Consider the following 11,475-nt stretch of genomic DNA (forward strand, 5'->3'; position numbering starts at 1 on the left):
CGGTGGGAATCATCGGCAACCTGCAGTTCTACCTCTTCCTCCTGCTCGCGCTCGCGGCGTTCGCCGTGGAGGTGTGGGCGCTCGTGCACGCCCTGCGGCAGCCCGCGCAGGCCTTCACCTACGCGGGGAAGCGGACGAAGAACTTCTGGCTCATCGTGCTCGCGGTCAACGTGGCGCTCGGCTTCATCGCGCTGCCGCCCTTCGGGCCGCTCTCCGGCGGGTTCCTCTCGATCATGCTCATCGTGCCCGCCGCCATCTACCTCACCGACGTCCGCCCTGCGGTGAGCGGCTACGGCCGCGGCCGGCGCGGGGGAGGCGGCTGGTGAGGACCGTCCTCCAGCGGGTCGACGGCGCCTCGGTCAGCGTCGCGGGCGAGCAGGTCGGCGGGTTCACCGGGCAGGGGCTCGTCGCGCTCGTCGGCGTCACCCACGACGACGGCCCGGCCGAGGTGGAGAAGACCGCCCGCAAGATCGCCGACCTCCGCATCCTGCGCGATGAGCTCTCCGTGACGGACGTCGACGCCCCCGTCCTCGTCATCTCCCAGTTCACCCTGCACGCCGACGTGCGCAAGGGCCGCCGTCCGTCGTGGAACGCCGCGGCCCCGGCCGAGGTCGCCGAGCCGGTGGTCGACGCTGTCGTCGCCGCGCTGCGTGAGCGCGGGGTCCGCGTGGAGACCGGCCGCTTCGGCGCCGACATGCGGGTCTCGCTCGTCAACGACGGCCCGGTGACGATCGTCCTCGACGTCTGAGGCCGGTCCTGCGTCCCGCGCTCCTCTGGGACGCCCCTTTGGGGCGCTCCGGCGTGCTGTGAGGGGTGTCCCAGGGGCCGCGAGGGGTGTCCCAGAGGGCGGGGTGGTGGGGCCGGGCGGGCCCGCGGCCGGCGTCAGGGGGCGTCGAGCGCTCGGGTGAAGGCGGCGAGGACGGCGTCGTCGAACAGGACGAAGCGGATGAGCTCGACGTCGCCCGTCCACCCGCGCACGGCGTCGACGGCGACGCGGGCGACCTCGGCCGGGTCCCACCCGTAGACGCCGGCGCTCACCGCGGGGAAGGCGACCGTCCGGGCGCCGACGGCGTCGGCGACGTCGAGGCTGCTGGTGAAGCAGGCCGCGAGGAGCGCCGGGTCCGTCTCGCCCCGGTGCCGGTTCGGGCCGACCGTGTGGATCACCCAGGGGGCGCGCAGCGCGTACCCCGCGGTGGGGACCGCCTGCCCGACGGGCAGCCCGTCCGGAAGGTCGGTGCGCCGCAGCTCCATGCACTCCTCGAGGAGCTGCGGGCCGGCGGCCCGGTGGATGGCGCCGTCGACCCCGCCCCCGCCCATGAGGGAGGAGTTGGCGGCGTTGACGATCGCGTCGACGTCCTGCTCGGTGATGTCGCCCCGGACGGCCTCGATACGCATCCCCCTATCGTGCCCGTCCGGGCGCGAGGGACAAGCGACGCCGCCGCCGCTGTGGACGGCGCGTCCTCACCCCGCCCGGGCGCCGTCTGTCCTGCGCGGGCGGCCAGTCACGCCGCTGGCGAACACGGGCACGGTCCGGAGCACCCCGCGGTTAGCCTTGATGAACGCTGCAGACCGGGAGCACCGGTCACGCTGCCCGTAAGGAGCCCCCATGTTCGAGAGATTTACCGACCGAGCCCGTCGCGTGATCGTCCTTGCCCAGGAAGAGGCACGGATGCTCAACCACAACTACATCGGGACCGAGCACATCCTGCTCGGGCTCATCCACGAGGGCGAGGGTGTGGCCGCGAAGGCGCTGGAGTCCCTCGACATCTCCCTCGAGGGCGTGCGGCAGCAGGTCACCGAGATCATCGGTGAGGGCCAGCAGGCCCCCGGCGGGCACATCCCCTTCACCCCCCGGGCGAAGAAGGTGCTCGAGCTGTCGCTGCGCGAGGCGCTGCAGCTGGGCCACAACTACATCGGCACCGAGCACATCCTCCTCGGCCTCATCCGTGAGGGCGAGGGTGTCGCGGCGCAGGTGCTCAACAAGCTCGGCGCCGACCTCAACCGGGTGCGCCAGCAGGTCATCCAGCTGCTCTCGGGCTACCAGGGCAAGGAGGCCGTCGCCGCCGGCGGCCCCGCCGAGGGTCAGCCCTCCGGCTCCGCGGTGCTCGACCAGTTCGGCCGCAACCTCACCCAGGCCGCCCGCGAGGGCAAGCTCGACCCCGTCATCGGGCGCGAGCAGCCCATAGAGCGTGTCATGCAGGTGCTCTCGCGGCGCACGAAGAACAACCCCGTCCTCATCGGCGAGCCCGGCGTCGGCAAGACCGCCGTCGTCGAGGGCCTGGCCCAGGCCATCGTCCGCGGCGACGTGCCCGAGACGCTGCGGGACAAGCAGCTCTACACGCTCGACCTCGGCTCTCTCGTCGCCGGCTCCCGCTACCGCGGTGACTTCGAGGAGCGCCTGAAGAAGGTGCTCAAGGAGATCCGCACCCGCGGTGACATCGTCCTGTTCATCGACGAGATCCACACCCTCGTCGGCGCCGGTGCGGCCGAGGGCGCCATCGACGCCGCGAGCATCCTCAAGCCGATGCTCGCCCGCGGTGAGCTGCAGACCATCGGTGCGACCACGCTCGACGAGTACCGCAAGCACATCGAGAAGGACGCCGCCCTCGAGCGCCGCTTCCAGCCGATCCTCGTGGACGAGCCGACCGTGGCCCACACGATCGAGATCCTCAAGGGTCTGCGCGACCGTTACGAGGCGCACCACCGCGTCTCGATCAACGACGAGGCCCTCGTGGCCGCCGCGACCCTGGCCGACCGGTACGTCTCCGACCGCTACCTGCCGGACAAGGCGATCGACCTCATCGACGAGGCGGGCGCGCGTCTGCGCATCCGCCGGATGACCGCCCCGCCGGAGCTCCGCGAGCTCGACGAGAAGATCTCCGAGGTCCGTCGCGAGAAGGAGTCCGCGATCGACGACCAGGACTTCGAGAAGGCCGCCGCGCTGCGCGACGACGAGAAGCAGCTCGCCGCACGCCGCGTGGAGCGGGAGAAGGCCTGGAAGGCGGGCGACCTCGACACGGTCGCGGAGGTGGACGAGGACCTCATCGCCGAGGTGCTGGCGATGTCGACCGGCATCCCGGTCTTCAAGCTCACCGAGGCCGAGTCCTCCAAGCTCCTGCACATGGAGGACGAGCTGCACAAGCGGATCGTCGGCCAGGAGGCCGCCATCACGGCGCTGTCCCAGGCCATCCGCCGCACCCGCGCCGGGCTCAAGGACCCCAAGCGTCCCGGTGGCTCGTTCATCTTCGCCGGCCCCACGGGCGTCGGTAAGACCGAGCTGGCCAAGGCGCTCGCCGAGTTCCTCTTCGGCGACGAGGACGCGCTCATCCAGCTCGACATGAGCGAGTTCTCCGAGAAGCACACCGTCTCGCGGCTCTTCGGCTCGCCCCCCGGGTACGTCGGCTACGAGGAGGGCGGCCAGCTCACCGAGAAGGTGCGCCGTCGTCCGTTCTCCGTCGTCCTGTTCGACGAGGTGGAGAAGGCCCACGCGGACATCTTCAACTCGCTCCTGCAGATCCTCGAGGACGGTCGCCTCACCGACGCGCAGGGCCGCGTGGTGAACTTCAAGAACACCGTCATCATCATGACGACGAACCTCGGCACCCGGGACATCGCCAAGGGCGTGCAGACCGGCTTCCAGGCGAGCGGCGAGCTGTCCAACGACTACGAGCGGATGAAGTCGAAGGTCAACGAGGAGCTCAAGCAGCACTTCCGGCCCGAGTTCCTCAACCGCGTGGACGACGTCATCGTCTTCCCGCAGCTCACCCAGGAGCAGATCGTCCAGATCGTCGACCTGATGATCGCCCACCTGGACGAGCGGATGCGCCAGCAGGCCATGACGATCCGGCTGACCGACGCTGCCAAGCTGCTGCTCGCCGAGCGGGGCTACGACCCGGTCCTCGGCGCCCGGCCGCTGCGCCGCGCGATCCAGCGGGAGATCGAGGACGTCCTGTCCGAGAAGATCCTGTACGGCGAGTTCAAGACCGGCCAGACCATCGAGGTCGACGCCGAGGGTGAGGGCCTGCTCGGGGAGTTCAAGTTCCGTGCGCTGGACGAGGGCTCCGTGCCCGCGCCCGAGCCGGTGGCCGTCGGTGGCACACCCACCGTCGAGCAGCGCCAGATGCCGACCGCCCCGTCCGGTGGCGGCGCGGGCGGCGGCGGCCAGCTGCAGCCCGGCTCCTGACGGTCCGACGAGGGCCGAGTGAGCACAGGGCCCGGCCCGGCCCGCTCGTCGTCTCGACGGGCGGCGCGGCGCGGGCGACCGTACGGTGGCAGGCAGACGGGACCGGCCGTGGTCTCGCGTGACGGAAGGAGGCCGCCCCATGGGTGCCGACGACAAGATCGAGAACACTGCCGAGAAGACCTCCGGGAAGATCAAGGAGGCCGTCGGCGACGCGACGGACAACCGGGACCTTCAGGCCGAGGGCAAGAAGGACCAGACGAAGGGCAGCCTCAAGCAGGCGGGCGAGAACATCAAGGACGCCTTCAAGTAGACCTGCTCCTCGAGTGCCCCGCGGGACGTCTCCCGCGGGGCACTCGTGCGTCCGGGCGGAAACCGTGCGCGGCTCGTGCAAGATCGGGGCGGGCGGCGACACAGGCAGGTCGGTGGGACCTGCCCGCCGTGGACGACGAGAGGGGCGCCAGTGCGCGACGAGGCGTGGTTCGACCAGCTGTACCATGACCACGCGACCGCCGTGTACCGCTACTTCCTGCGGCGCGCGCCCGGCGGCGACGCCGAGGACCTCACCGCCGAGGTGCTCGCCACCGCGTGGCGACGGCGGGCCGACGTGCCCGCCGAGGCCGTGCTGCCGTGGCTCTACCGCACGGCCGGCTACGTCCTGGCCAACCACCGGCGCAAGGTCGTCCCGGTCCCCGTCGCCACCGTGCCTGATGCCCCGACCGACGACGGCGACCCCCTGCTCGCGGCGCTCGCGGACGACGACGCCCGCACCGCCCTCGCCGCGCTCACCGAGCGTGACCGGCAGATCCTCGTCCTCCACGCCTGGGAGGGCCTGAGCGGGGTGGAGCTGGCCGAGGTGCTCGGGATCTCCCGGGGCGGGGCCGACGCCGCGCTGTCCCGGGCACGGTCCCGGCTCGCCGCCGCCTGGCCCGACTGACGGGCCCGGGCGTCCCACGGACGTCCGCTGTCGTGCGGAAGTCGGCTGTCGTGCGGAAGTCGGCTGTCGCGGGGAAGTCGGCTGTCGTGCGGAAGTCGGCTGTCGCGGGGGAGGGGCGCGGGGGGCGGGCGGGGCTTGCCGGGTCAGGGCAGGAGGCGGGCGCGGGTGAGGGCGACGAGCTCGACGAGGTCGGCCTGCGGGTCGGGCAGCGCGTCCGCCGGCCACCACGCGACATCGAGGGACTCCTCGGAGACGGCGTGCACGGCGTCGGACGGGGCGACGGCCACGAACCGGACGTCCAGGTGCGTGGCGCCGCCACGCGGGTCGCAGAACGGCACCGGGTGGGCGCTGAGCTGGACGGGGACCGGGTCGAGCACGAGCCCGGCGACGCCGGACTCCTCGGTGGCCTCGCGCAGCGCGGCGGCCGCGAGGGACGCGTCGCCCGGCTCGACGTGCCCGCCGAACTGGAACCAGCGCCGCGCCTTGCGGTGGAGGGTGAGCAGGACCCGCCCGCCGTCCGGGGAGACGACGATCGTGCTGGCGGTGAGGTGGTCGGGGTAGCACTCGCGCAGCGCGCCGAGCGGCTCGGCGCGCAGGTGGGCGACGTAGCGGTCGCGCAGCTCGGCCTGCCGCGGGGTGGGCGGGGTCCACTGCTCGAGCAGGGTGAGGGCGGAGGCGTGGAGGGTCACGTCGGCCAGCCTGCCACGCCCTCGTGCAAGATCCGTCCCGCCCCCGACACATGAGGGTCAGAGAGCCCGATCGAGACCTGGGAGGACCGATGGACGAGGACGAGGCACTGGCCCGGCTGCGCGCCGCTGACCCTGCCGCGGGCGCCGAGCCCGACGCCGAGCGGCTGGCCGAGCGGACGGCCGAGCACCGGGGCGACGAGCTCGCGGCGCGCCGTGAGCGCCGCACCCCGCGCTGGGCGGCGGTCGCCGCGGTCGCCGCGGGCGCGCTCGTCGTCGGTGGCGCCGGGTTCGGGATCGGGCGTGCCGCCACCGACGCCCCGGCGCCCCAGGCGGGCACCGGGCAGGTCGCCACCACCCCCGAGACCATGGCGGGTGGTGGCGAGGCCCGCGCGTCGGCCGACATGTCGTTCTCCGGCGGGATGGGCGGACGCACGACCTTCACCGCCCAGGGGCTCGGCGACGAGCGGTCCACCGCCGCGGCATGGGCGCTCGACGCCGCCGGCACGGTGAGCGCCGAGACCGCCTCCCGGGCGGCCGAGGTGCTCGGCGTCGAGGGGGAGCCGCGGCAGGAGGGCGGCTGGATCGTCGGCCCGGTCGACGGCAACGGCCCCACCGTGGAGATCGGCAACGACGGCAACGCCTCGGTATGGTTCTACGACCCGGCGATCGACGAGCTCCTCACGGACGTCGAGCCGATGCCGCTGCCCGAGCCCGCGGAGGGCTCGGCCGCGGAGGAGGGCATGAGCTCCTCGAGCGGGGACGCGGGCGTCCCTGACGTCGCCCCCGCGGAGCCGACGGGTGAGGGGCCCGAGGCGGACGCAGCGACCGACGGTCCCGGCGCCGTCCTGCGCGAGACCCTCGCCGCGCTCGGTGTCGACGCCGAGGCCGCGGAGTACGAGGTCCAGCCGCACTGGTCCGGGGGTGAGCTGCAGAGCGTCGTCGCCCACCAGACTGCAGGCGGCGCGCGCACCGGGCTCATGTGGAACGCCGAGGTCGCGGGCGACCGGGTGTACACCCTCAGCGGCCCGCTCGCCCCGCTCGTCCCGCTCGGCGACTACGAGGTCGTCAGCCCGACCGAGGCCGTGGCCCGGCTCGGCGACCCCCGCTTCGGCGGGTCGGAGGTGTGGCGCGACGACGTCATGCGGATCATGCCCGCCCCCGACGAGCGGGACTGGAACGCCCCGCCGGCCGCCCCGCCCGCGGCCGGGGACCCCATCCCGTGGTCGGTCACCGACGTGACGATCACCGCCGCCGAGCTCGGCCTCATCGAGCACTGGACCGACGGCGACGCGGCGCTGCTGCTGCCGGCCTACGAGCTGAGCGACGCCGACGGGCGGACCTGGCGGGTCCTCGCCGTCGCGGACGAGCAGCTGGCGTTCTAGGAACGACCCTCAGGCGGACGCCGTCCCGGGCGGGTTGGAGGGCCCCCCGGGACGGCGTCGACGTGTGTGCGGACCGGCGTAGCCTCGGGTGGTGACGAACCTCGAGCGCCGTCCCCAGGAGCGGGTGTGCGTCGCCCGGCCCGGTGAGGGCGTCGAGCTCATCGCGCCCCGCGACGTGCCCCTCGGCGGGCCGCGGGCGATGACGGTGCGGCGCACGCTGCCCTCCCGCGAGCGCTCGCTCATCGGCGCGTTCTGCTTCCTCGACCACTACGGCCCGGACGACGTCGCGGCCACCGGCGGGATGGACGTCGCGCCCCACCCGCACACCGGCCTGCAGACCGTCACCTGGATCTTCTCCGGACGGGTGCTCCACCAGGACGCCCTCGGCTCGGTGCAGACCATCGAGCCCGGGCAGCTCAACCTCATGACCGCGGGGCACGGGATCAGCCACTCCGAGGAGAGCACCCTCGCCCGGTTCCCCGCGGAGCGCTCCCTGCACGGCGTCCAGCTGTGGACCGTGCTGCCCGAGGCCACCCGGCACGGCGACCGGGCCTTCGAGCACGTCGCGCAGGTGCCGTCCTTCCGGACCGACGGCGCCCACGTCCAGGTCTTCCTGGGCGCCCTCGGCGGACTCACCTCCCCGGCCCGGGCCGACACCCCGCTCGTGGCCGCGCAGGTGGACCTGGCCGCGGGGGCGACCCTCCGCCTCCGCGTCGACCCCGCCTTCGAGCACGGCGTGCTCCTGGACTCCGGGGAGCTCACCGTCGCCGGCACCCCGCTCGAGCCGGCGTGGCTCGCCTACCTCGCCCCGGGCCGGGAGGAGCTCGTCCTGCAGGCCGGGACGGAGCCGGTGCGGGCGGTGCTCGTCGGCGGTGAGCCGTTCCCCGAGGAGGTGCTCATGTGGTGGAACTTCGTGGGCCGCACCCACGAGGAGGTCCTCACCGCCCGGGACCAGTGGCAGGCGGCCCTGGCGGGCGACCCGCAGGGGGCGGCCCGCTTCGGGACCGTGCCGGGGTACGCGGGGGCGCCGCTGCCGGCCCCCGAGCTGCCCAACGTGCGGCTGCGACCCCGCCGCCGGCGGGGGCAGCCCGAGCGACGCTGAGCCGCGGATCTCAGGCGACGAGGTCGGCGTACTCCGGGTGCCGCTCGACCCACCCGGCCATGAACGGGCACCGCGGCAGCACCCGCAGGCCGTGGTCCCGGGCCGTGTCCAGCGCCGTCCGGGCGAGGGCCGAGCCGACGCCGTGCCCCTCGGCCGCCCTGTCCACCACCGTGTGGGTGAGGACGAGGACGTCGCCCTCCCGCTCGTAGAGCGCGACGCCGAGGAGCTCCTGCCCGGACGTCGCCTCGTACCGGTGCCGCTGGGGATTGTCCTCCACCTCGATCTCAGCCATGCGGCACCGTAACCGGTTCCACTGCCACAGGCTCGCGGAGCGCACCTGGGCACTACGTCACAGGCCGGATGTGACGGACGTCGCTAAAGTGACGAACGCCGGCGAGGCGCGCTCGCCGCGTGAAGCAGGACGGGGAACGCTGATGGCGAAGTACGTCTACCGCTTCAGTGAAGGCGGTATGGACCAGAAGGACCTGCTCGGTGGGAAGGGGGCGAACCTCGCCGAGATGAGCCGGCTGGGGCTGCCTGTCCCGCCGGGCTTCACCATCACCACCGAGGCGTGCCGGGCGTTCATGCGCGACGGCGTCGTCCCGGCGGACCTGCGCGTGGAGGTCACGCTCGCGCTGCGCGAGATGGAGGACTCGCTGCGCCGCGGGCTCGGTGACTTCCACGAGCCGCTGCTCGTCTCCGTGCGCTCGGGCGCGAAGTTCTCCATGCCCGGGATGATGGAGACCGTCCTCAACGTCGGCCTCAACGACGCCTCTGTCCAGGGGCTCACCGAGTACACCGGGGACGAGCGGTTCGCCTGGGACTCCTACCGGCGGCTCATCCAGATGTTCGGCAAGACCGTGCTCGACATCGACGGTGACCTCTTCGCCGACGCGCACGACGCCCTCAAGGCCGAGCGCGGGGTGAAGGACGACACCGAGCTCACCGGTGCGGACCTGCGCGGCCTCGTCCGGACGTTCAAGGAGATCGTCCGCGAGCAGTCCGGGCAGGACTTCCCGCAGCACCCGCGCCAGCAGCTCGACATGGCCATCGAGGCCGTGCTCCGCTCCTGGAACACCGACCGGGCCGTCCTCTACCGCCGCCAGGAGGGCATCCCGGGCGACCTCGGCACGGCGGTCAACGTCCAGGCGATGGTCTTCGGGAACCTCGGCCCGACGTCGGGCACCGGGGTGTGCTTCACCCGCGACCCCTCGACCGGGCACTCCGGGGTCTACGGGGACTACCTGCCCAACGCGCAGGGCGAGGACGTCGTCGCCGGCATCCGCAACACGGTGCCGCTCGCCGAGCTCGAGGCGATCAACCCGGAGGCCTACTCCGAGCTGCGCCAGGCGATGCGCCGGCTGGAGACCCACTACCGCGACCTGTGCGACATCGAGTTCACCATCGAGGACGGCCGGCTCTGGCTCCTCCAGACCCGCGTGGGCAAGCGCACCGCCGCCGCCGCGTTCCGCGTCGCCACCCAGCTGGTCGACGAGGACCTCATCACGATGGACGAGGCGATCAGCCGGGTGACCGGCGCCCAGCTCGGCAAGCTGCTCTTCCCGCAGTTCGACGCCGAGGCGGACACCGAGCTGCTCACCACCGGCATGGCTGCCTCGCCGGGCGCGGCCGTCGGGGAGATCGTCTTCGACAACGCCCAGGCGGTCGCACGCACCGAGGCCGGGGCCGAGGTCATCCTCGTGCGGCGCGAGACCAACCCCGACGACCTCCAGGGCATGATGGTCGCCGCCGGCATCCTCACCGCGCGCGGCGGCAAGACCTCCCACGCCGCCGTCGTCGCCCGCGGCATGGGCACCTGCGCCGTCGTCGGGGCCGACGCGCTCGACGTCGACGTCGCCCGCCAGGAGGTCCGGGTCGCCGGCCACACGCTGCACGCGGGTGACATCATCGCCATCGACGGGACGACCGGCGAGGTGTTCCTCGGCGAGGTGCCCGTCGTCGACTCCCCGGTGATGACCTACATCTCCCACGGCATGGACGCCGGCCTCGCCGCGGCACCGGACGAGGAGACCCGCGAGCTCATCGTCGCCGTCCACCGCGTCCTCAGCCACGCCGACGACGTCCGCCGGCTCGGGGTGCGCGCGAACGCGGACACCGCCGAGGACGCCGCCCGCGGCCGTGAGCGCGGGGCCGAGGGCATCGGCCTGTGCCGCACCGAGCACATGTTCCTCGGGGACCGGCGCGAGCTCATCGAGCGGGTCATCCTCGCCGGCGACGACGACGAGGAGCGCACTGCGGCGCTCGAGGCGCTCCTGCCGCACCAGCGGGCCGACTTCATCGACATCCTGCGCGCGATGGACGGGCTGCCGACGACGATCCGGCTCATCGACCCGCCGCTCCACGAGTTCCTGCCCGATCTCACCGAGCTGTCGGTGGAGGTGGCGCTCGCGAAGGAGCGGGGGGAGGTGGACGAGAAGCGTGAGCGGCTGCTCGCCGCGGTGCGCCGGATGCACGAGGCCAACCCGATGCTCGGCCTGCGCGGCGTGCGCCTCGGGCTGGTCGTCCCCGGGCTGTTCGCCCTCCAGGTGCGCGCCATCGCCCAGGCGACCGCGACCCTGCGCGCCGAGGGCGCCGACCCGCGGCCGGAGATCATGGTCCCGCTCGTCGGCTCGGTCCGCGAGCTCCAGCTCGTGCGGCAGGAGACCGAGCGGATCCTCGCCGAGGAGGGCAGGGCGGCGAACGTGCTCCTCGACCTGCCCGTCGGCGTGATGATCGAGCTGCCGCGAGCGGCGCTCACCGCCCACCGCATCGCCGAGCAGGCGGACTTCTTCTCCTTCGGCACCAACGACCTCACCCAGACGACCTGGGGCTTCTCCCGGGACGACGTCGAGGCGGCGTTCTTCTCCCAGTACCTGGCCAACGGCGTGCTGCGCATCTCCCCGTTCGAGACGATCGACGGCGAGGGCGTGGGCCCGCTCGTGCGGGCCGGCGTCGCGGGCGGACGGGCGACCAAGCCGCAGCTGAAGATGGGGGTGTGCGGCGAGCACGGCGGGGACCCGGAGTCGATCCACTTCTTCCACTCCGCGGGGCTCGACTACGTCTCCTGCTCCCCCTACCGGGTGCCGGTGGCCCGGCTCGAGGCCGGACGGGCGGCCGTCATGGCGGGGGAGGACGCGACGGCGTGACCGTGGCGCGCGGCCCCGGGGCGGACCCGGGGCCGCGCG

Annotated in this window: 11 protein-coding genes; 8 read left to right on the plus strand and 3 right to left on the minus strand. The window is 73.4% G+C overall.

The window, feature by feature from the left end:
- The first annotated feature begins 2 nt into the window (after positions 1-2).
- On the plus strand, positions 3-326 hold the full coding sequence (locus FHE66_RS12795; RefSeq protein WP_230976442.1) for a DUF2516 family protein: 324 nt from the start codon (positions 3-5) through the stop codon (positions 324-326).
- Positions 323-748: a D-aminoacyl-tRNA deacylase gene (gene dtd / locus FHE66_RS12800; protein WP_139073357.1), complete on the plus strand. Its 426-nt coding sequence runs from the start codon at positions 323-325 to the stop codon at positions 746-748. The genes FHE66_RS12795 and dtd overlap by 4 nt, the downstream gene beginning before the upstream one ends.
- Positions 749-882: 134 nt before the next feature.
- Here dtd and FHE66_RS12805 read toward each other — a convergent pair whose 3' ends face one another.
- Entirely contained in the window at positions 883-1,395 is a 513-nt protein-coding gene (locus tag FHE66_RS12805) for an O-acetyl-ADP-ribose deacetylase (RefSeq protein WP_139073359.1), read from the minus strand.
- Positions 1,396-1,606: 211 nt separating this feature from the next.
- On the opposite strand from FHE66_RS12805, the gene FHE66_RS12810 reads away from it, so the two are divergent.
- The 3 genes from FHE66_RS12810 (at position 1,607) to FHE66_RS12820 (ending at position 5,117) form a co-directional block, all read left to right on the plus strand.
- Positions 1,607-4,183: an ATP-dependent Clp protease ATP-binding subunit gene (locus FHE66_RS12810; protein WP_139073360.1), complete on the plus strand. Its 2,577-nt coding sequence runs from the start codon at positions 1,607-1,609 to the stop codon at positions 4,181-4,183.
- A 139-nt stretch (positions 4,184-4,322) separates the two neighbouring features.
- Positions 4,323-4,493 carry a CsbD family protein gene (locus FHE66_RS12815; protein WP_139073362.1) on the plus strand — a complete coding sequence of 57 codons (171 nt, stop codon included), beginning with the start codon at positions 4,323-4,325 and terminating at the stop codon, positions 4,491-4,493.
- Between the two features lie 150 nt (positions 4,494-4,643).
- Positions 4,644-5,117 carry an RNA polymerase sigma factor gene (locus FHE66_RS12820; protein WP_139073363.1) on the plus strand — a complete coding sequence of 158 codons (474 nt, stop codon included), beginning with the start codon at positions 4,644-4,646 and terminating at the stop codon, positions 5,115-5,117.
- Between the two features lie 143 nt (positions 5,118-5,260).
- On the opposite strand, the gene FHE66_RS12825 is transcribed toward FHE66_RS12820, so the two are convergent.
- On the minus strand, positions 5,261-5,806 hold the full coding sequence (locus FHE66_RS12825; RefSeq protein ID WP_139073364.1) for an NUDIX hydrolase: 546 nt from the start codon (positions 5,804-5,806) through the stop codon (positions 5,261-5,263).
- Between the two features lie 89 nt (positions 5,807-5,895).
- Here FHE66_RS12825 and FHE66_RS12830 point away from each other — a divergent pair, with 89 nt between their 5' ends.
- A complete protein-coding gene (locus tag FHE66_RS12830; protein WP_139073365.1) occupies positions 5,896-7,188 on the plus strand; it encodes a hypothetical protein in 1,293 nt (430 codons plus the stop codon).
- 91 nt (positions 7,189-7,279) lie between these two features.
- A complete protein-coding gene (locus FHE66_RS12835) occupies positions 7,280-8,290 on the plus strand; it encodes a pirin family protein (RefSeq protein ID WP_139073366.1) in 1,011 nt (336 codons plus the stop codon).
- Between the two features lie 10 nt (positions 8,291-8,300).
- Here FHE66_RS12835 and FHE66_RS12840 read toward each other — a convergent pair whose 3' ends face one another.
- A complete protein-coding gene (locus FHE66_RS12840) occupies positions 8,301-8,627 on the minus strand; it encodes a GNAT family N-acetyltransferase (protein WP_330998294.1) in 327 nt (108 codons plus the stop codon).
- Positions 8,628-8,724: 97 nt separating this feature from the next.
- Between FHE66_RS12840 and ppdK the strand changes: the two genes are divergently transcribed.
- Complete coding sequence (gene ppdK, locus FHE66_RS12845; protein ID WP_139073368.1) at positions 8,725-11,436, plus strand: pyruvate, phosphate dikinase; 2,712 nt, start codon at positions 8,725-8,727, stop codon at positions 11,434-11,436.
- The last annotated feature ends 39 nt before the right edge of the window (positions 11,437-11,475 follow it).

It is taken from the genome of Georgenia sp. 311 (assembly GCF_006151955.1).
Taxonomy (GTDB): Bacteria; Actinomycetota; Actinomycetes; order Actinomycetales; family Actinomycetaceae; genus Oceanitalea; species Oceanitalea wutianyii.

What these genes read in the sequence shown, in the direction of transcription:
- FHE66_RS12810 (WP_139073360.1), top strand. Translation starts at nt 1,607, where the DNA reads ATGTTCGAGAGATTTACCGACCGAGCCCGTCGCGTGATCGTCCTTGCC.
- ppdK (WP_139073368.1), top strand. Translation starts at nt 8,725, where the DNA reads ATGGCGAAGTACGTCTACCGCTTCAGTGAAGGCGGTATGGACCAGAAG.
- FHE66_RS12815 (WP_139073362.1), top strand. Translation starts at nt 4,323, where the DNA reads ATGGGTGCCGACGACAAGATCGAGAACACTGCCGAGAAGACCTCCGGG.
- FHE66_RS12830 (WP_139073365.1), top strand. Translation starts at nt 5,896, where the DNA reads ATGGACGAGGACGAGGCACTGGCCCGGCTGCGCGCCGCTGACCCTGCC.
- FHE66_RS12805 (WP_139073359.1), bottom strand. Translation starts at nt 1,395, where the DNA reads ATGCGTATCGAGGCCGTCCGGGGCGACATCACCGAGCAGGACGTCGAC.